Here is a 20,943-nt window from a genome sequence, read left to right on the forward strand (position 1 = left end):
TGTCGAAAAAAGGTGTAAAATGAAAGGGGTCATGTCGAAACTATAGAAGAAAGGAGGGGAAAGACCATGAAATGGAAAGGAATGTTGATTGGAGGCTGTGCGCTCGTAGGGCTGATGTTCATGTCCCAATCAGAGGTGTCTGCTCAAACAAAGTCTCCTTTGGAGAAAGCGGAAACGCTGATTGGAACACCTTATCATAAAGGAGGAACCGATCCAAAAACGGGCTTTGATGCATCTGGGTTTATTCAATATGTGTACAAGACATCAGGCACATTTGATTTGCCGCGGAAGGTGATCGACCAATATCAGATTGGAGAAAAGGTATTATGGGAAAAAGCCAAACCCGGAGACCTCGTGTATTTCCGCAGCCCTGAGGAAACAAAAGAGATCCCCACACATGTAGCTTTGTATGCTGGAAACCATCAGGTGATCCACATCACGCTGAGTCAAGGTGTGGTGAAAACAGATGTCAGCAAAAGCAAATATTGGACAGACCGATTTTATGCGGTCAAACGGCTGCCAGTCTCCCAAGAAATCTCTGATGATCGTGTTGTGAAAGATGCGATGGAATATTTAGGTATTCCTTATGTTTTTGGTGCAGCAGATCCAAAGGTTGGTTTTGATTGTTCAGGCTTTTTACAATATTTATTTGAAAAATCACTTGGCATTTATTTGCCTAGAAGTGCTGAACAGCAATGGATGATCGGAGAAAAAGTAGCACTAGACGATATTCGTCCCGGGGACTTTGTCTTTTTTAGCAACACATATAAACCCGGAATTTCTCATGTAGGGATGTACATTGGGGGCGACCGTTTTATTCATGCGAGCCGTACTGAAAGTGTGACGATCTCTTATTTATCCGAATCGTATTGGCGCGAGAAATGGACAGGTGCGAAACGATTAACAGAGCTGAAACTCGCGAAAGAAGATCCAATCGTATCAAAAGCCGCTACATATATTGGGGAAGCCCCTTATGTCAAAGGCGGCACGAACCCAGAGCAAGGGTTTGATACAGCAGGTTTCACGCAGTATGTGTACCAAGAAGTGCTTGGCATTGAGCTTCCTCGATATGCATCAGGACAAGCTAAGGCAGGCACACCTGTAAAACGTTCGGAGCTTCAGCCAGGAGATCTTGTCTTCTTCAAAGGGACTTCATTGATGCCAGCCATTTATGCAGGTTCAAATCAAGTCATTCATGTGACCGTCTCAAATGGTGTTGTCATTACCAATATGAAAACAAGTACGTACTGGAAGGATAAATATGAGATGGCTGTTAGAATAAAATAAAGAAAAAGCCCGATCAACGCTCGTATCGGACTTCTCTCTAGGCGCTGATCAGACAAGCGTCTTTTTTTCATGGAATTGATCTTGTAAAAGAAGATCAATAAAATAGGCGACACCATCTTCATGATTGCCTTTTGTGATATACGTGCTCTTTTCTTTAATGACATCCACTGCGTTCCCCATCGAAATCCGGTGACCTGCTTCCTCAAACATGGAGAGATCATTTGGGCTGTCACCAATTGCATAAATGTTTGAGCGGTCTACACCATAATGGGCTGCGAGCTTTTTCAGGGCATGTCCTTTTCCTGACTCTTTTGGCAGCACCTCGATAATATGTTTTCCAGACGAGGTTAATGAAAGCTCGGGCATTTTCGCAAGAAGATCTCGTGCTTCCTGAAGCTTGTTCATATCAAATGAGAAGCACAGTAATTTATAGGTCGCTTCATTTGACTCAAAGATCTGACGAATATCATCCACTGGTTTGATGCCAAATTGTTTGAATTGCGTCATCGCCCCTTCCCATAAATCAGCTAGATCCTCATTTGGATTTGCGCTATTGATCACATCAAATTCTGCTTTCAGCTTCTCTTTTCCATCAAATGGGGAGAGAAGGGCATCGTCAGTATACACCTCGAAATAAATGTTCCGTTCCACTAATGCCTTTGCAGCAAGCTTTCCAGCTTCTTGGTTAAGTGTAATTCTGTTAAAGAGCTTGTACCCTTCGGTGTGAACTGTTCCTCCGTTTGCTGCAATAATGGGAATGTCCAGATCACCAAGAAGGTCCTTCACGTCAAAAGTCGCCCGCCCTGTACAGATGGTGACAATATATCCAGCTTCCTTCGCACGAATCAACGCCTGCCGGTTTTGAGCGGAAATTTCACTTTTTGTATTTAAGAGTGTACCGTCTAAATCAATCGCAATCATTTTTTTCATCGCTGTCAAATCCTCCTTCATTCATGCAATAGCCTTTTAAAAGTATGTACGATTTCCTTCATTCTCATGAAAGAGTGAGGATATTTGATTCCTCTCTATATCAAGGCTAAACAAAAATGTCCAAATGATCAATGGTGAGAAGAGAAAAAGCGCCCCAAAGGGACGCTTTCAGCGTGAGACAAATCCTCGCATTCGCCCGCAGCTCTGCGCTCCGGTGCTCGTTCTTCCTAGAATTCAAGGGTTTTCTATTACGCTGAAAAGAAGACAAAGGGCTAAAATAAAAATCATTTTAGCCCTTTCTGATTAAGATAATTCAAGCTGCTTCTTCAATTCAGTCTTTACTTCGTTCAGTTGATTTTGATCCAATTGGAAATAATAAACGCCGTTTGGCTGATAGTCCGTTCCTTTTAGCTGAATGGTATCAACAGATTTCAATGAAGTCAGAAGTGGGAAAAGACCGACTAATTCTTTCATAGAAAGGGTGGTTGAGACATTATCGCCGAGTGTATCAATGATATTGTCATATGACGGAATGGACGTTAATGATTTTGATTTATTAAAAATGGCTTTTAATACTTCCATTTGACGTTGCCCGCGCATTAAGTCACTATCTGCTTTTCGCGTTCTCACATATGCGAGAGCTTGATCACCATCTAGCGTATGAGTTCCTGTTTGAAGCACAACCTTGCCTTTTGTATCTTTTTGAATTTGTTTGACAAGATATTCATCCTTAATGTTAATAGGAACACCGTTGAGTTCATTCACAATTTCTTGAAATGCTTTGAAATTACTTTGAATGACAAAGTCAACCGGAATATCTAGTAAATTCTCAACTGTATTCACCGTTAAATCTGCACCGCCAAATGCGTGTGCGTGAGTAATTTTGTCATAACCATGACCTGGAATATTGACGTATGAGTCCCGAGGAATGCTTAATAATTTAACGGTTTTATTTGTACGGTTAATTGTTGCCAAAACCATTGCATCGCTTCGCGCTTGTTTCACTGTTTCGCCCGGTCTGCTGTCAATTCCAAGCAGCAAGACAGAAAAGCTGTCTTTCCCAGGGTCAAAAGCTTCAATCCGTTTGACAGATTGTGCGCCACGTTCTAGAGATACTTGTGCTTTTTTTGCAGCACTTGTCACTTTATAGTAGGCATAGCCTGTGACAGAAGCGGTTGTCAGTAAAAGAATACCGAATATAAAAAGAGTGACTTTCACCCATGGTTTTAAACGCTTTTTCCCTTTGCGTTTGCTTCGTGATTGATCCATATATTTTAAACCCTCGCCTATGATTTTTATAGTAAAGATGTCCTTCTTCTCGTTTACAAACTAAAACAAATATACCTTAAAACGGGATATAGTGCGACATTTTTTTCACCAACGCTTAATTGACGTTTCCTTCTCGTAAAAAGTTTCATTGATACAAAAATGAAATATATTTGTCATAAAACATTGAAATGTTTGAAATGACAGGAAGTGAGGAAAATGATTTTTCATAGAGAAACATCCAGTACACACAGACAAAAGAGGGGTTATGATGATGAAAAATCGGAATGGATGGCTTTATTTCTTCGGCGCACTTGGCGGCGCCTTATATGGCTATGATACAGGTGTCATTTCTGGCGCCATCTTATTTATGAAAGAGGATTTAGGTTTAAACGCGTTTACAGAGGGGCTTGTCGTTAGTTCGATTTTAATCGGGGCGATGCTCGGTTCCTCTCTTTCTGGAAAATTAACAGACCAATTTGGGCGGAAAAAAGCAATCATCGCCGCAGCTATTTTGTTTATTATCGGCGGATTTGGAACAGCATTTGCCCCAAATACGGAAGTAATGGTCTTATTCCGAATCGTACTAGGGCTTGCTGTAGGCTGCTCGACGACGATTGTTCCATTATATTTATCTGAACTTGCTCCAAAGGAATCAAGGGGTGCACTGTCCTCTTTAAACCAGCTCATGATCACATTCGGTATTCTTCTAGCCTATATTGTGAACTACGTTTTAGCGGATGCGGAGGCATGGCGCCTGATGCTTGGAATTGCAGTGGTTCCTTCTGTTCTTCTATTATTTGGTATTTTATTTATGCCAGAAAGTCCTCGCTGGCTGTTTGTCCATGGACAGGCTGACCGAGCGAAGGCGATATTATCAAAACTTAGACAGAGTAAAGAAGAAGTCGAAGAAGAAATGTCAGATATTCAAAAGGCGGAAAGTGAAGAAAAAGGCGGTCTTAAAGAATTATTTGAACCGTGGGTACGCCCAGCTTTGATTGCTGGTGTTGGCCTCGCCTTTTTGCAGCAGTTTATCGGTACAAATACGATTATTTACTATGCACCAAAAACATTCACAAGTGTCGGCTTCGGTAACTCAGCAGCGATCTTAGGAACCGTAGGAATTGGCGCAGTGAATGTCATCATGACGTTTGTGGCGATCAAAATGATCGACCGTGTAGGGCGTAAAGCGTTACTCCTATTTGGTAATGCTGGAATGGTCCTCAGTTTAATTGTTCTGTCAGTGGTGAATCGATTTTTCGAGGGATCAACAGCCGCAGGATGGACAACCATTATTTGCTTAGGACTCTTCATCGTCATCTTTGCCGTCAGCTGGGGTCCAGTCGTATGGGTGATGCTTCCTGAGCTGTTCCCAGTACATGTTCGGGGCATTGGTACAGGGGTATCTACATTCCTTCTTCATACAGGGAATTTGATCATCTCACTAACGTTCCCAACTTTATTAAGTGCGATTGGCATCAGTAATCTCTTCCTCATTTATGCGGTCATCGGCGTAGGCGCCTTCTTATTTGTGAAATACTTAGTGACAGAAACGAAAGGGAAAAGTCTTGAAGAAATTGAAGAGGATTTAAAAAAGAGAAACCGTGCCGTCGTAAATGACGAAGGGGAAACGGTGTAAAAAAAGACCAGCTGCCTCATGTAGCTGGTTTTCCTTTGTTAAACAAACGTTTAATCAAGAAAGGACAAACTTTCATCTTCTGAACGTGCTGCATATGACATACATATGGAACAGGCGGGCGAAAGGTGGAAATGAGATGAAAGGAAAAACGAGCATTGTCATGCTGACGTACAACGAACTGCATTTAACCAAAAAATGTATCGACAGCATCAAACGGCATACCCGAAGTGACCAATATGAACTCATCATCGTCGATAATGCGTCAACAGATGGAACGAAGGAATATGTGAGAGAGCTGGAAGATGTTATTTTCATTGAAAACGAGGAGAATCAAGGCTTTGCAAAGGGCTGTAATCAAGGAGTGAAAAAAGCGACAGGAGATAGCATTCTCTTTTTAAATAATGACACGATGGTGACTGAAAACTGGCTTTCTCCATTAAAAGAGGCGCTATTTGCATCAGATCGTATTGGAATGGTGGGACCTGTCTCCAATTATGTGAGTGGTCCTCAGATGGTCCAGCCATCGTATACAGATGTGAAGGAGCTTCCTGACTTTGCGAAGGAATATACGGCTGCGAGAAAAGGTCAGAGAACGTACGTGCACAGACTTGTGGGTTTTTGTTTGCTGGTGAAAAGAGAGCTGATCGAGGATGTGGGGTTATTTGATGAACGGTTTGTGTACGGATCATTTGAGGATGATGATCTTTGTTTACGTTCATTGCTGAAGGGATATCAGCTGCAAATTGTCCATGATTCATTTGTCCATCATCACGGTCATGCAACCTTCCGTGCGAATCAAGAAACGAATATCTCTACACTGTTTGCAGAGAACAGGCTTCGCTTTTTAGATAAATGGGGCATTGATTTAAACCTGATCACCCCTCATCCATACTTTGCGGCACTGCTGCCTCAAGAGGCCAAATATGTGCTGGATGTTGGGTGCGGCGCAGGAGCAACGGGTCTTGAGCTCATCAATAGGCAGTCTGTTGACATGTACGGGGTAGAGGACGATGCCTTAAAAGCAGCGATCGCCAAGGCGTATTACCAAGAAGTCATCGAGGCCAAAGCGGATGAGTACCCGTGGTCAGAGAAGGAAGCCTTTTTTGATGCGGTCATCTTTTCAGATGTATTAGAGCATGTGTCAGATCCATGGCAAATCGTCGCTCAAGCGCACGCGTCTTTAAAGCCAGGCGGCGTGATCATATGCTGCTTACCTAACATGATGCATGCGGAGGTGCTTCTTCCATTAATGACAGGTGATTTTACGTATCAAGATGTAGGGCTTTTAGACCGAACCCACATGAGGTTCTTCACACCAAAAACGATGCGTGAGCTCTTTCCAGACCATTTGTTTGAACGCGTGATAGAGCAGCATATCAATGTACAGATTGATCAAAACGTCCAATTGTTTTTTGACGAAGTGGCAAGAGTAGGAGAGTCACTTGGCTTTCAAACAAAAGCTTTATCCGATCAAGTGACCCAATACCAGATTCTGATCGTGGCACGTAAAAAAGGCGGTTCCTGAGGGATACCCGCCTTTTTGCTGTTACCATTTAAAGCTCTTCGTTGCTCCTTCTGCACCAAAGTTCAAGATGCTGACTTTTACATCATAATCAATGTCTGCTTCTTGGAATAGTGTGTCCCACTCGTCTCGATGTTGATCCCAAAAGTCAGGATACTTAATGCGCACCTGCCGGTTTAAAAAGATAGGATCTACGCCAACTTCTGTTTGCAAGTAGCTGACGGCTTTTTGAATCCGTTGTTTGATTTTTTTGGCGAAAATATGCTCGAATCGTTCGATGTATTGCTCATCGAATGAGTTTTCAGAGGGGTATTGATCCTCTGATAGTTTACCATTTGTTTTTATGCTGATCTTAAAGGAAATCTTTCCATCTTTTAAATAGGGCTCGACCTTGGATTCTGCTTTCTTGACTTCATACGTAATAGGAAAGCCTTTAAAGGAGGCTGGTACAACTCCGCCTGAAATACGACTCATGATCCAATTTAAAGATTGGACATCATTTGCAGGGATAAATCCTATCAGCTTTCGCGATTTCCCATCAATGATTCCTGCCCCATCATAGATGAGTTCACCGTTAATGGCATCTACACTTTGGACAAGAAAGCTAATGCCCATCTGAAAGTAATCAGACGCTCGACCAATACGTGTTGGCATCATAATTTTCCCGTTAAAGCTTCGGTTTTTGGATGTTTCAAAGATATGCTCAACCGGAATCTTTTGCTGTGATTTTAATTTTTGGTTGATGACTTTTGACGCTTGATCTCGTGACACGAGAAAATAGCTGCTTCTTCGAACCTCATCATCTCGTATAAAGTGATTGAGTGTCCCTTGAATATCGTGATGCTCTGCCTGACTTTTTCCGAACAGGAAGATTTTGAGATGATCACTATAGATCGGTGGATCCTTCAAGGCGACATTACTGACAGCCTCCAGCACATTTTTCCCCTTCGAGACGACATTCACATAATCAGGAGAATCTGCTTCTTGTGTCCCGCCCATTTTCGGTACAAGATTTTGATAGGTGAGCTTGACTCCTTGATCATCTTCTTCGTCAATGCCAACGCCGCGCACAAATGATAATTTTTCAATATCCTTTAAATCCCAGCAGCCCGCTGATAGAAGGAAAAGACAGCAGGAAAGAAAGAATAACAGTAAACGCTTTCGACTCATGCAGAACGACCTCCCCATTTTTTACGAATCATCAGCAGGATAGCAGTAATAAAAGGAATGGCTAAAATAGCGAACAACGCGTAGCCGAGTAAAGTGGAATAGTAAAAGACTTCATTAATACTTCTCGGAAAAAGAGAGAGTGCAGAGGTAATCAAAAACAGCAGCCATAGCAGTCTCGTTAAATTGGTCGTCTTAAAGACCGTGTGGCACCCTCTAATGGCAAATTGGAAAAAGCCAAGCATACAAATGAACTGCTGGCACGTCCAAATCGTCAGTAAGAAAATATCAAAGCGTTCAATGAAGACCCCTTCAAGTTCTAACGCTTGAATGAGTGAGACGGTGGGCCAAGTGAGGGATTTTGTTTCTCCAACGGTCATGGAACCAATCACAATAAAAAGCGTGAGGGAGTACACAAGAGTTGTAATTCCAACACCGATCGCAGCGGCCCATTTCGCTTTCGACCATTTGTCTTTATAGATGAGCGGCACGACAAACAAAATCACTTCAAAGCCTGTAAATTGAATAAATGTTTGAGAGAATAAATTACTGAAATCTTTAAACCCGTGCGCCATGACAGGACGTAAATAATCAAAATCGAATATTTTCAGACAAAACAGCATGAGCCCAATGTAAATGATCAAGGCGATGGGATAAATATAAGTGACCAATTTGACGATTGGGAAAATACCGCTTTTCAAATGATAGATCGCCACGAGTAAAAAAATCATGACAATCACGGACAGGGGGGTCGATTGCAGGAGGAAAAACTGAACCACTTCCCCGAGTACACGCGCTTCAAAGCCGACAATGCCTAGTAAATATGCAATCAGCATTAAATTAAAGATCGTGCCAAAGAATGCACCGGCTCCTTTTGTATTTGACTCAAAAATAGTGTCCGGTGCATTCTTTTCGGCAATCCAGCCTAACAAAAAAGCAACGAAAGCAAAGATGACTCCCTGTATTAATACAATGATCCAGCCATCAGGGGATCCTGAATTGGCAGAACTGCGAGGAATGGTTAAAATTCCAGCGCCTATCATTGTAGAACTGCACAGAATGGTGACTTGTAACAATGATAGCTTCTCAGCTCTGTACATCCTTTACTCTCCTTGTCTTTTGAGATTTTTTGTCTTTGCTGTTTTCGGTCTCGATTTAAATAGCCCTATTGGTAAACGAACGTACGTATCCTTTAAATCTGAAAACGGTGAAGATAAAACAGGTGTGAAATAGTCAAAACCAAAGGTCTTTAATTGCATCAGGTGACAAAGCACAAATAAATAACACATGATTAAGCCGTATAACCCAAACATCGCTGAGCTAAAAATCGCCATAAACCGCAAGATGCGTAATGGGAAACTAAAGTCATATGATGGTGCAGTGAAATCGGCCAATGCGGTCAGCGACACAATAATCACCATTAAGGCACTGACAATATTTGCTTGTACAGCCGCCTGTCCAATAATGACGCCGCCAATAAGTCCAATCGTCTGTCCAATTGCCCTAGGAAGACGAAGTCCGGCTTCCCGAAGTAGTTCAATCGTAAAAGACATGAGAATGGCTTCGACCACAGGAGGGAACGGAACATTTTGCCGGCTGCCTGCGATGGTGATGGCCATTCGTGTCGGTAATAAGCCGGGATGATAAGAGACAAGAGCGATGTAGAGCCCGGGTAAAAAAATCGTTAACAGTACGGCGAAATAACGGAGTAGGCGTAAAAGAGTTGCACTTGTCCATCGTTGATAATAATCTTCTGGTGATTGCATCAAGGCTGTAAGTGTCATAGGCATGATGAGGGCAAAAGGTGTGCCGTCGAGCAATATGGAAACCTTGCCTTCAAGCACCGATGCGATCACCCGATCAGGGCGTTCTGTATTTTGAATCTGTGGAAAAATAGAGAGGTGGCTGTCCTCGATTAGCTGTTCAATATAACCGGTTTCAGGGATATCATCCATTTTAATTTCCTTCATGCGAGATAGAACATCTTCTACTAGTTTTGGATCTGCAATATCACGAACGTATACGAGAGCGGCAGACTTCTTATTACGAGTGCCTACATTCACCTTTTGAATGACAAGATTAGGGTCGTTTGCCCTCTCGCGTAGTAAAGCTGTGTTTTTTTCAAGATTCTCAATAAATCCTATCCGTGGTCCTCTTACAAGTACTTCAGATTGCGGCTCCTCTACTTCTCTAAACTGAAAAAGGTTTGTTTGGAGTGCAAGCGCTTGTGTCGCCCCGTCCACAAATAAAATAGCCCTGCCGTTATATAACTGCTCGATGGCAAGGTTCATATCTTCCAGCACATCATTTTGAATGCCAAAGAACTTCTTAGACAGGGAAGGAAGTGTGGTGTGATCGACTTCGGTGATGTCCAGTTCCTTTTGCATAGGTGAAATGATTTGTTTGGAAAGCATTTCAAATTCTGTGAGTCCCTCAACGTACACGAGACATGCAGAGACAGCGGAAGGACCAAATGAAAAAGAGTGGAACACGATATCATCACTTTTTCCGGCAAAGCTTTTGATGCGCTTGATGACGGACGCTATATCTTGTTCAATACGACTTTTCATACTACCTCACCCTCATGTCATGTTTTTTATAGAGTGACTCTGAAGGAGGAGAATTATGCAAATAGAAAAAAGAGAATCCCTGAAAATGGGGATTCTCTCGATATGTTTATCTCGCAAGCCAGCCGCCATCAACAGCTAAAATGTGGCCGTTCATATAATCGGAAGCTGGTGAGCTAAGGAAAACAGCTGCACCAGCTAGATCCTCAGGCTGTCCCCAGCGCCCAGCGGGGATTCGTTTAAGAATCTCTTCATTTCGATTCGCATCATCACGAATGGCTTGAGTGTTATTGGTCGCAATATAGCCAGGTGCGATCGCATTTACCTGAATTTGATGTTTCGCCCATTCGTTTGCAAAAGCTTTCGTCAGCCCAGCGACAGCATGCTTACTCGCCGTATAAGCGGGAACAAAGACGCCGCCTTGAAACGAGAGGAGGGAGGCGATATTGACGATTTTCCCTTGCCCGTTTTTCAGCATGTGCTGCCCAACCTTTTGAGTGAGAAAAAAGAGACTGTTGATATTCACATCCATGACAGTATGCCAATTTTCCTCTGAATAGTGAGCGGCCTCTTCTCTTTTAATGGTTCCAGCATTATTGATTAAAATATCAATGGTATGTTGCTGTAAAATAGTATCGATATCCCGCTGTGCAGACTGAGGATCGGCAAAGTCGACCTGAACCGCATGAAATGATCTGCCAGTCTGTTCGACAAGCGCTTTTGTTTCATCAAGCGGTGTGTGGTGATACGTGCCGATGATATTTGCGCCTGAACGGGCAAGAGCCACGGCAATGCCTTGACCAATACCAGTTCCAGGGCCTGTCACAAGGGCTGTTTTGCCTTCGAGGGAAAAGAGGGACTCAACATATGATGTCGTCGTCATCTCGTTACCTCAGCTGGTCCATTGGGACAAAGTCCATATCTTTGAACGTATAGTTTTCTCCCGCCATTGCCCAAATAAATGAATAATTCGCTGTACCTGACCCTGAATGAATGGACCAGGCAGGAGAGATAACCGCTTCCTCATTTGCGACAACGAGATGTCTCGTTTCAGATGGCTCCCCCATAAAATGAAAGACACGAGCATCTTCTTCTATATCAAGATATAAGTACACTTCCATACGCCGGTCATGAATATGAGCAGGCATCGTGTTCCATGTGTTATTCGTTTCAAGCTGAGTAATTCCCATCATGAGCTGACAGCTTTGGATGCCATTTGCATGGATGACTTGATACAGGTTTCGTACGTTTGAGGCAGACGCCTCTCCTAAGTGGTTCGGTGTTAATTCAGCGATGGCTGCCTTTTGCGTAGGATATGCTTTATGAGCCGTTGCTGATACAAGATAGAACTTGGCCTGCTCGCCTGATGAACTCGTAAACTGTATATCTTCGTGTCCAAGGCCAATATATAAGAAATCTTTATGCTCCAGCACAAAAGACTCACCATCGACTGTGACCGTTCCTTGTCCGCCAACATTCACGATGCCAATTTCACGTCTTTCAAGGAAATAATCCGTACGTAAAAAGTCGCCGGCATCCAGCTTGAGCGGTTCAACTGTCGGCATTGCCCCGCCGATGACCACACGATCCTCATGCGAATAATAGAGCTTCAATTCACCGCTGACGAATAGCGTAGGAATATGAAAATGACGACGAAGTTCCTCTGTTGTAAAACGTTTGACCTGCTCAGGATGTACAGCATAACGATTTTCCATTTGAGATAAGCCTCCCTTTCCATCTGAAACAAAATATTGGTGTTTTATTTGGTATCGGTTTCAAGGAAAATTCTAGAGGAAAAAGAGAGCGGCGTCAACCGTTAATTTGAAATCGCTTTCTTTTTGTTTGTTACTACGATTTTTTCTCACATGAATCAAAAAAATCTTCTGATATTAATCAAATTATGGTATGCTCTTTTTAAGTTTATTTGAAATCGGTTTCGAAACAAATCAGAAGATTGATTGTGGGAGTTTTTGAATGAAAGAGAACAAGCAAACGAAAGTCACCATTAACGAAGTTGCAGCTTATGCAGGCGTTTCAAAATCAACTGTCTCCAGGTATATCAATGGCAGAACAAATGAAATTTCTTCTGAAAAGGTTAAAAAAATTAAGAAAGCCATAGAAGAGCTTCATTATCGTCCGAGTCAGCTCGCTCAAGGACTAAAAGTAAGAAAAAGCAAGGTCATTGGCTTTATTGTAGCCGACATTACGAACCCATTTTCTGTGGCTACGCTTCGTGGTGTCGAAGAGATTTGTGATGAATATGGATACAGCATCATGGTCTGTAACACAGATAATCGTCCAGAAAAAGAACGAGAAATGCTCCTGAAGCTGAATGCGCATTATATTGAAGGGCTCATCATCAATACAACAGGCCAAAACAATGACATTCTGCAAGACTTTAAGAAAAACGGTGTACCGATTGTTCTTGTTGACCGCAAATTACCTGAACTTAAGGTCGATACAGTGACAACGAATAACCGTGACATCACGATTCGTCTACTACATCAAATGTATGAGAAGGGCTACGACCATATCGCTTTCTTTACTGAGCCGGTCGATGGAATTAGTCCTCGTGAAGAACGAAAAGAAGCATATGAGCAGACAGCAATGAGTAAACATAAGAAGCCCATTATTGCAGAAATTGATTTGAAGCAAAAGGAACAAATGCGAGAAGAGATTGTCCGTTTTTTACAATCAAACCATTTGAAAAAGGCGATTTTAGCAGGCAATGGCTTACTCATGCTGAAGCTCATTAGTGAACTTGTGGAGCTTGGCATCAAGATTCCTGAGGAGATAGGCATTGCCGGGTTCGATGATACAGAATGGTATAAGCTGATTGGGCCAGGAATCACAACTGTTGCGCAGCCATCTCATGAAATGGGGAAAGCAGCCATGCAAAAAATCAAGACACGGATTGAAGGCGATGAGAGTGCGCCCCAAACCATTCAACTCGATGGAGAAATCATTGTTAGGAAGTCTTTATAAGCGAAAGGCAGAGAAGGGTACACATACGTGCATACTCTCTCTTTTTCAACTAATTTGAAACCGGTACCAAGAAAGGGGAGAAATGAGTGAAAGCATTGGATGCGGTCACATTTGGGGAATCAATGGCGATGTTTTACGCAAAAGAAGTCGGAGAACTTCATCAAGTGAATACGTTTCAAAAGGCGCTTGCTGGTGCAGAGAGTAACGTCGCTGTCGGCCTTTCAAGGCTGGGTTTTGAGGTTGGCTGGATGAGCAAAGTCGGGGCAGACTCACTTGGCACATTTATTTTAGAAGAGCTTCAAAAAGAAGGGGTCGATACAAGTGCAGTGCTCCGTTCAAATGATGGGTCTAAAACGGGGATATTACTTAAATCAAAAGTCATTGATGGAGACCCCGACGTGACGTATTACCGGAAAGGCTCTGCTGCGAGCACAATGAACCCAAGCGACTTTCCCTCCGGCTATTTCAAACAAGCAGGACACCTTCATATGACAGGTATTCCACCTGCATTGTCCAATGAAATGAGAGCGTTTTCTTTTCATGCCCTTCAAGCAATGAAAGAAGCAGGCAAAACCATTTCATTTGATCCGAACCTTAGGCTTCAGTTATGGGAAGAGGAAGAGGATATGATTCATACAGTGAACCAGATAGCCTCTCAAGTCGATTGGTTTTTCCCGGGGCTTGCAGAAGGCCAAAGGCTCACGGGGTGCCACGAGCCGGAAGAGATTGCAGAGGTCTATTTACAAAAAGGTGTCAAGCTAGTGGTGATTAAGCTCGGAGCGGAAGGTGCCTTTTTTAAAAGTGCAGCCGGTCAAGGGATTGTGAGCGGATTTCATGTTCATGATGTCGTTGATACGGTCGGCGCTGGTGATGGGTTTGCAGTGGGGGTCATTAGTGGCTTACTTGACGGCTTATCATATGAAAAATCGGTGACAAGAGGCAATGCCATAGGGGCACTTGCGGTGATGTCTCCTGGTGATAAGGATGGACTACCCACTCGGAAGGAACTTCAGGCGTTTATGAAAGAGGCCAAACGATATCACAGGCGGGAGTATATGAAGGGGGATGAAAGATATGGGGAAATCAGCAAATTTGAGCGTTAAAGAGCAGCTCGCAGCCTGTAAACTGATCGCAGTGGTCAGAGCGGATAGTGAAGGAGAAGGCATTGAGATGATTCAGCGATTAAAGAAAAAGGGGGTGCGTGCCATTGAAGTCACGTATACCACGCCCAATGCTGAACGCATCATCGCATTCTTTCGGCGTGAACAAGACCTGATTGTAGGAGCGGGAACGATTACGACGCTTGAACAGGCGCAATCAGCCGTTGAGGCAGGCTCGCAATTTATTGTCAGTCCAGGATATCTCCCTGTGATCGGAGAGCATCTTTCATTTCACGATACCCTCTATGTGCCAGGTGTCCTGACTCCAAGTGAAATCATGCAGGCAAAAGCAAATGGATACCGCTTGCTCAAGCTTTTTCCAAGCGGCTCCTTCGGCTTGTCCTATATGAAAAACTTACAAGGCCCATTTCCAGAGATAGAATTTATTCCAACAGGTGGCATTCATCCAGTCGATGTCCCAAAATGGCTCGCAGCAGGTGCTGTGGCAGTAGGTGTCGGCAGTCAGCTTGAAAGCAGTACAGCAGAAGAGTTACAAGCGGTTCTTTCTTCATAAATACTTGATATGAGACAAACAACTGGCTCATGAATGCCGGTTGTTTGTTCGTTTATCTGACATAACAGCGGGTAAGATTCAATTCTTCACGTACAATGGTCGTGAAGGAGGGATTGGAATGTACATTCAACAAGATGAACTCACAGATGGGCGAATAGAGCAGCTGATCACCGCTCATGTAGAAGAGATGAAGGAGCATTCTCCGCCAGAAAGCATTCATGCCCTTCCGTTAGACGACTTGAAAAAACAAGATGTCACAGTGTGGAGTGCGTGGGATGGAGAGGAACTTCTTGGCTGCGGAGCGATAAAGGAACTATCAAGTGAACATGGCGAAATCAAATCGATGAGAACGGCAGCTCTCCATATGCGAAAAGGGATAGCAAGGCAAATGCTGACCTACCTTCTTCAAGAAGCCAAACAGCGAGGCTATACACGTGTCAGCCTCGAAACAGGTGCGATGGCTTTCTTTGAACCAGCAAGAAGACTATATGAAAGCTTTGGGTTTCAATATTGCCCGCCTTTTGGTTCATATGGAGAAGATCCAAACAGTTTATTTATGACAAAGGAATTATAGAGGTCGAGAGAGTATGCTTATAAGCAGCTCTTTTTTTTGCGGCAACAATGAAAGGAGGGGGATGTGAGTGAAATTGTCTAAGTGGATGGGAATAGGCGCATTTCTCACATTTTGTGTGCTATCCGCCATTTTTTTATGTTTATTAGGTCAAGATTTATTTAAAATTGAAAGCGCTTCCGAAAAAGTGGTGTCAACCTATCAATATCACTTTGTCCTTGTACCGGAGGAACTTGATAACGAATATTGGCAACTGGTGCAAAAGGGAGCTGCTGATGCAGCGGCCGTTCATCGTGTGTATCTCGAATACCTGGGCCCAAAGCAGGCTGATTTGGATGATCATCTTAAAACCATTGATATGGCGATCGCTGGGCATGTAGATGGTATTATGACGCAGGGACTTGACGCGAAGAAATACAAACCGCTCTTTCAAAAAGCAAGAGAAAAAGGCATTGATGTCGTCACAGTCGATACGGATGCAGAGGGGAGCAAGCGTCAAGTGTATGTAGGAACGGATAATTATTATTCAGGCTTTATCGCCGGGCAGGCGCTCATCGCAGATACAAAAGGCGAACAATATGTAGGAATTGTCACGGGTCGGCTTGATGCCATCCACCAGAAGCTACGCGTCAAGGGATTTCGAGATGCCGTTTCTGCTGAAAAACGCATTCATATTGCTGGAATAGAAGAATCAGCCATTACGAAGTCAGGGGCTTCCGGTGCAGCGTATAAACTATTAAACAATCATTCAGAGCTGACCGCATTTTATGGAACAAGCGCATTAGATGGTGTTGGCATCATTCAAGCAACAGAGCAATATCGAGCATCCACTGATTTTTATGTACTCGCATTTGATACATTGCCTGATACGATTCAGGCGCTTGATGATGAAAAAATCGATGCGGTGGTCGTACAGCACCCGTATGAAATGGGCTACCAAGCGGTTGAATCACTTGTTCGTTTGCAGAAAGGTAAAAAGGAAGAACCACTGCAGTACACAGGAACGAGTGTGATTCGACGCGGGGATTTGCCTCTTCATCAAACAGAAAGACCACAGGGGGTTCAGCCATGAGAAGGATTCGAAGTAAATTGTTATTGGCATTTTTAATCCTTGTGCTCCTTGGTAACGTGGCTGCTTTTTTTGTCTATTGGAGCAGCTCGAAATTAACCTCAGAATATAGCAGGAGCTTTCGTTCTTTTCTCCTGCTGAATGATATATCGACAGAGGCAAAAACGATGTATGAAAAGGTCAATGCCTATGCCATTGAGAAAGATCGGCAGTTTGCCAAAGAATATCTTGAATCAAAACAGAAAATGAAATCCTATGATCAGGCGCTGCTAAAAGATGCCGGGCTTCATGCGGCGATACCCTCTATTGAAAAATATCAATATATGATGCGGACGCTCATGAATGAAAGTGATGCGACCATGGCACATGTAAAAGAAGGGAAAATCAAAGAATATGCTGCCAGTGTGAAGGAAGTGAGAACAGTTTCCTCTTATATACAAGAGCAAACGATGACCCTGCTAGACGATGAATTATCTGAATATCAGGTGCTCTATCAATCACTTCAAAAAAGACATCAAACTTATGCGCTTTTTACCCTGTGCCTGGTTACGTTATCGATTGGGGTCGCCTTATGGATGGCATATATCATTGCTGGCGGGATATCAAGACCAATTGTCCACCTGTCTCGGAGTGCCAAAGAAGTATCAGAAGGAAATTTTGATGGAGCGAATTTGCATGTCACATCAAAGGACGAAATATCTGTGTTAAATGAAGCCTTTCAACGAATGCGGCAAGAGATGAAAATGATGATTGAAGAGATGAAACAAAAGGCTGCCTTAGATCAAAAAATCAAAGACATGAAGCTGAAAACGCTGCAAAATCAAATGAATCCACACTTTCTATTTAACACATTAAACATCGTATCACGCATGGCTTACTTAGAATCAGCAGATGCCACATCGAGATTGATTCAATCGGTTTCCACGCTGATGCGTTATTCACTGTCTGCTCTCAGTACGTCCGTTACATTGGAACAAGAAGTGAAAGTGGTCAAAGAATATTTTCATATCCAAGAAACGAGATTTGCCGATCGTATTACATGCAAAACAACCATAGATGAGTCGTGTCTATCTGTTCACATTCCAAGTCTCACATTACAGCCGCTTGTCGAAAATGCCTTTATTCATGGAGTAGAACCAAAGGAGGAAGGCGGGCTTGTTGAGCTCTCCATCTATCAAGACAATGGTTTTGTGATGATTCAGATTCGTGACAATGGGACGGGAATCAATGAAAGAGAAAAAAGCAGGTTGCTATCGGAAAAAGAAGAGAATGATCCGAACACATTGAGTAGAGGCCATTCTACAGGAATTGGTCTTCGAAATGTCGTGTCAAGACTGCGTTTGTTTTACGGGGTGCAAGATGCCCTTCAAATTGATTCAAAGCCAAACGAAGGCACCACTATTCAATTGGCGATTCCGATAAAGGAGGGACCAGCATGCTAAATGTGCTGATTGTAGATGATGAAAAAATAGAACGAATGGCGATGCGGAAGTTCCTGACCGAATGGCTCCCAGAATGTCATATCACAGGGGAAGCTGGAAATGGAAAGAAGGCGGTTGAATTTGCGCGGTCGGAGCCGATTGATCTGGTGCTCATGGATATTCAGATGCCTGGCATGGATGGACTGACAGCCATCAAACAGATCAAAGCAAGCAGCCCGCATACAAAATTTATTATGCTGACAGCCTATGATACGTTCGATTATGCTAAGCAAGCGATGCAGGAAGGGGTTAAACAATATCTCGTCAAACCAGCTGATAAAGACGAAACCATTGCAGCCATTCGAACTGTTGCGGCAGAAATTCAGCAGGAGGCGTCTCAGCGGCAGGCAGCGACGGTCAATCAGCAGTCAAAGTGGCTGGAAGCCCATGTGATCAACGGTCAATCTTATACCTTTACTGAGTTTCAACAATTGTTCCAAGAATGTGAAGCCTGTCTCGTCATCGCTGTTCAGCGGGCAGGCGGGGGTCAGCTGTTGAATGATTTACAGCAGTCCGCTCTTTTTCAAGCAGTGCCTATTCACATGGGCGGTGAGCTGTTAACATGCTTCATTTATAGCCACCAAGGACCAGGTCAGCTAAAGGCAGATGTACTGCAAGCCATTCGAACTGCTATGACAAGTAGACAGTCTTCACCTGTCGTTGGCATAGGGCACCCAGTCTCAAACCCACTTCAGCTTCAGAAAAGTGTAGCAGAAGCAAAGCTTTCCTATTATCAGCGAAAAAAGGATGGCGGCGTTGTTCGTTATGGTTTTTACAATACAGAAGTGCAGTCCAATCTGTTGATCAACCTGCCCGAGCTTGCCGACGACATGATGCTGGCACTGGAAGAAGGAAGAAGAGAGGATGCGCTTGCCTTATTTGATGCTTTTGAATTAGAGGGAGCGGCACTTTCACATGTAAAAGAACTGCTGATTCTATTAAAATCACGACTCCGTGCAGACCTCTCCATTCTGACCATCAGCACAGCAGCAGAATGCCGCCAGTGCTGTGAGCATCTATTTGACGTGTATGAAGCGAGAACCCAAACCGTGAATGACATCGAGCGGGCAAAACGTTACATCAAAACGCATTTCTGCGAGCATATCACGCTTGAGCAAACTGCCGCCTATGTTGACTTAAGCCCAACCTATTTCACAAAACGCTTTAAAGATGAGACGGGTCTGACGTTTAAAGAATATGTGACGACCTGTCGGTTGGATAAAATCAAGAAGCTTCTCAAAGACAGCTCGCTTAGTTTAAAAGAAATTACTTATCAGGCAGGATATACAGACCCCAATTACGTCAGCCGTGTATTTAAGAAAATGGTCGGTTGTTCACCGAAGGAATATCGAAAACCAGCCGTAAAAAAATGAAGAATTTCATAAAAAAGTGAAGAAGTTTGCCTGAAAAAAAGCAAGGATCTACCATTATGCTTATTTTGATAACGCTTACAAAATAGGGATGGGGGATCAATCATGAAGTTCAAATTAGGCTTTACTTTGTTGGCACTCTGCATGCTTCTCGTCACGGCTTGCAGTTCATCGACGAACTCAGATGCAAAAAAAGAGGGCGGAGCGGAGAAGCTTGAAATTTTCTCTTGGTGGACAGGAGCAGGTGAGGAAGACGGACTGAAAGCACTCATTCAATTGTTTGAAGAGAAAAATAAAGACATTCCAATTGAAAATGCAGCCGTCGCAGGTGGTGCTGGTACGAATGCTAAGGCAGTTCTGACTAGCCGGATGCAAGGAAATGATCCGCCAGCTACCTTCCAAGTACATGGCGGGGCAGAGCTGAACGAGAGCTGGGTCGCGGCAGGCAAAATGGAGCCGCTGGATGATCTTTATGAAAAAGAAGGCTGGAAGGACAAATTCCCAGAATCACTGATTGACCTGGTGAGCAAGGATGGGAAGATCTATTCGGTTCCAGTGAATATTCACCGAGGCAATGTGCTTTGGTATAACAAAAAAGTATTTGAAGACCAAGGTTTAGAGCCGCCAACGACATTTGATGAATTTTTCAAAACAGCAGATGCTTTAAAGAAAAAAGGGATTACACCACTTGCGCTTGGGGATAAAGAGCCTTGGGCAGCGACTCACTTGTTTGAGAGTGTTCTACTCGGTGTATTAGGCGCAGATGATTATCAAAAACTTTGGGCGGGCGACTTGAAAATGGATGACTCAAAAGTGAAGGAAGCGGCAGACATCTTTGGACGCATGCTCGAATACGTCAATGATGATCATAGCTCACGTAACTGGCAAGATGCCTCGCAGCTCGTGGCAAAAGGGGAAGCGGCGATGAATGTCATGGGCGACTGGGCGAAGGGATACTTTGTGAATGATCTGGACTTGAAGGTAAATAAAGATTTCGGATACGTGGCGACCCCTGGTACGGAGGGAAGTTTTATGGTGATCACTGATACGTTCGGACTGCCAAAGGGTGTCAAACAGCCAGAAAACGTGAAGAAATTCTTATCTGTCTTAGGATCTGTGGAAGGACAGGATGCGTTTAATCCGTTGAAGGGATCGATTCCTGCACGTGTGGATGCGGATGTATCAAAATATGATGAATACGGAAAATCGGCGATGAAGGCATTTAAAGAGTCCAAACTGGCGCCGTCTCTCGCCCACGGCTCAGCTGCTGAAGAAGGTTTTGTGACGAAAGCAAACCAAGCCGTCAATATTTTTGTGACACAAAAAGACAGTAGCCAGTTTGTTTCATCTTTAAAAGATTCAATGAAATAAAGACGAAGGAGGCGGCGACCAGGCACCGCCTCTTTTTTAAAAAG

At 43.5% G+C, this 20,943-nt stretch carries 18 protein-coding genes; 11 read left to right on the forward strand and 7 right to left on the reverse strand.

Features of this window, described 5'->3' with window-relative positions:
* The first annotated feature begins 66 nt into the window (after positions 1 to 66).
* Positions 67 to 1,287: a C40 family peptidase gene (locus BA70_RS03975; protein WP_034318463.1), complete on the forward strand. Its 1,221-nt coding sequence runs from the start codon at positions 67 to 69 to the stop codon at positions 1,285 to 1,287.
* Between the two features lie 48 nt (positions 1,288 to 1,335).
* On the opposite strand, the gene BA70_RS03980 is transcribed toward BA70_RS03975, so the two are convergent.
* Both BA70_RS03980 and BA70_RS03985 read right to left on the reverse strand, forming a co-directional pair.
* Positions 1,336 to 2,217, reverse strand: a complete 882-nt coding sequence (locus BA70_RS03980) for a Cof-type HAD-IIB family hydrolase (RefSeq protein ID WP_193352338.1) — start codon at positions 2,215 to 2,217, stop codon at positions 1,336 to 1,338.
* Positions 2,218 to 2,520: 303 nt separating this feature from the next.
* On the reverse strand, positions 2,521 to 3,486 hold the full coding sequence (locus tag BA70_RS03985; protein ID WP_034318469.1) for an LCP family protein: 966 nt from the start codon (positions 3,484 to 3,486) through the stop codon (positions 2,521 to 2,523).
* Positions 3,487 to 3,754: 268 nt separating this feature from the next.
* Here BA70_RS03985 and BA70_RS03990 point away from each other — a divergent pair, with 268 nt between their 5' ends.
* Both BA70_RS03990 and BA70_RS03995 read left to right on the forward strand, forming a co-directional pair.
* The gene (locus BA70_RS03990) at positions 3,755 to 5,122 is read left to right on the forward strand and encodes a sugar porter family MFS transporter (RefSeq protein WP_034318471.1); all 1,368 of its coding nucleotides are present in this window, start codon (positions 3,755 to 3,757) and stop codon (positions 5,120 to 5,122) included.
* Positions 5,123 to 5,258: 136 nt separating this feature from the next.
* Complete coding sequence (locus BA70_RS03995) at positions 5,259 to 6,647, forward strand: bifunctional glycosyltransferase family 2 protein/class I SAM-dependent methyltransferase (protein ID WP_034318473.1); 1,389 nt, start codon at positions 5,259 to 5,261, stop codon at positions 6,645 to 6,647.
* A 21-nt stretch (positions 6,648 to 6,668) separates the two neighbouring features.
* On the opposite strand, the gene BA70_RS04000 is transcribed toward BA70_RS03995, so the two are convergent.
* The 5 genes from BA70_RS04000 to kduI form a co-directional block, all read right to left on the reverse strand.
* Entirely contained in the window at positions 6,669 to 7,814 is a 1,146-nt protein-coding gene (locus tag BA70_RS04000) for a Ger(x)C family spore germination protein (RefSeq protein WP_034318476.1), read from the reverse strand.
* Positions 7,811 to 8,911, reverse strand: a complete 1,101-nt coding sequence (locus BA70_RS04005; protein ID WP_034318479.1) for a GerAB/ArcD/ProY family transporter — start codon at positions 8,909 to 8,911, stop codon at positions 7,811 to 7,813. Before BA70_RS04005 ends, BA70_RS04000 begins: the two co-directional genes overlap by 4 nt.
* Positions 8,912 to 8,914: 3 nt before the next feature.
* Positions 8,915 to 10,381 (reverse strand): spore germination protein, encoded by a 1,467-nt coding sequence (locus BA70_RS04010; protein ID WP_034318482.1) that lies wholly within the window; start codon positions 10,379 to 10,381, stop codon positions 8,915 to 8,917.
* A gap of 106 nt (positions 10,382 to 10,487) precedes the next feature.
* Entirely contained in the window at positions 10,488 to 11,261 is a 774-nt protein-coding gene (gene kduD, locus BA70_RS04015) for a 2-dehydro-3-deoxy-D-gluconate 5-dehydrogenase KduD (protein ID WP_034318485.1), read from the reverse strand.
* 4 nt (positions 11,262 to 11,265) lie between these two features.
* Positions 11,266 to 12,093 (reverse strand): 5-dehydro-4-deoxy-D-glucuronate isomerase, encoded by an 828-nt coding sequence (kduI, locus tag BA70_RS04020; protein WP_034318488.1) that lies wholly within the window; start codon positions 12,091 to 12,093, stop codon positions 11,266 to 11,268.
* A 259-nt stretch (positions 12,094 to 12,352) separates the two neighbouring features.
* Between kduI and BA70_RS04025 the strand changes: the two genes are divergently transcribed.
* The 8 genes from BA70_RS04025 (at position 12,353) to BA70_RS04060 (ending at position 20,899) form a co-directional block, all read left to right on the forward strand.
* Entirely contained in the window at positions 12,353 to 13,363 is a 1,011-nt protein-coding gene (locus BA70_RS04025; RefSeq protein WP_034318491.1) for a LacI family DNA-binding transcriptional regulator, read from the forward strand.
* Positions 13,364 to 13,449: 86 nt separating this feature from the next.
* The gene (locus BA70_RS04030) at positions 13,450 to 14,466 is read left to right on the forward strand and encodes a sugar kinase (RefSeq protein WP_034318495.1); all 1,017 of its coding nucleotides are present in this window, start codon (positions 13,450 to 13,452) and stop codon (positions 14,464 to 14,466) included.
* A complete protein-coding gene (locus tag BA70_RS04035) occupies positions 14,438 to 15,037 on the forward strand; it encodes a bifunctional 4-hydroxy-2-oxoglutarate aldolase/2-dehydro-3-deoxy-phosphogluconate aldolase (protein ID WP_034318498.1) in 600 nt (199 codons plus the stop codon). Before BA70_RS04030 ends, BA70_RS04035 begins: the two co-directional genes overlap by 29 nt.
* A 118-nt stretch (positions 15,038 to 15,155) precedes the next feature.
* Complete coding sequence (locus BA70_RS04040; RefSeq protein ID WP_034318500.1) at positions 15,156 to 15,611, forward strand: GNAT family N-acetyltransferase; 456 nt, start codon at positions 15,156 to 15,158, stop codon at positions 15,609 to 15,611.
* A 67-nt stretch (positions 15,612 to 15,678) separates the two neighbouring features.
* Positions 15,679 to 16,680 carry a sugar-binding protein gene (locus BA70_RS04045; protein ID WP_034318502.1) on the forward strand — a complete coding sequence of 334 codons (1,002 nt, stop codon included), beginning with the start codon at positions 15,679 to 15,681 and terminating at the stop codon, positions 16,678 to 16,680.
* Entirely contained in the window at positions 16,677 to 18,119 is a 1,443-nt protein-coding gene (locus BA70_RS04050) for a sensor histidine kinase (RefSeq protein ID WP_034318505.1), read from the forward strand. The genes BA70_RS04045 and BA70_RS04050 overlap by 4 nt, the downstream gene beginning before the upstream one ends.
* The gene (locus tag BA70_RS04055; RefSeq protein ID WP_034318508.1) at positions 18,113 to 19,531 is read left to right on the forward strand and encodes a response regulator; all 1,419 of its coding nucleotides are present in this window, start codon (positions 18,113 to 18,115) and stop codon (positions 19,529 to 19,531) included. Before BA70_RS04050 ends, BA70_RS04055 begins: the two co-directional genes overlap by 7 nt.
* 102 nt (positions 19,532 to 19,633) lie before the next feature.
* Positions 19,634 to 20,899: an ABC transporter substrate-binding protein gene (locus BA70_RS04060; protein WP_034318511.1), complete on the forward strand. Its 1,266-nt coding sequence runs from the start codon at positions 19,634 to 19,636 to the stop codon at positions 20,897 to 20,899.
* Positions 20,900 to 20,943: the final 44 nt, after the last annotated feature.

It is taken from the genome of Bacillus zhangzhouensis (genome assembly GCF_000715205.1).
In the GTDB taxonomy this organism is placed as follows: Bacteria; Bacillota; Bacilli; order Bacillales; family Bacillaceae; genus Bacillus; species Bacillus zhangzhouensis.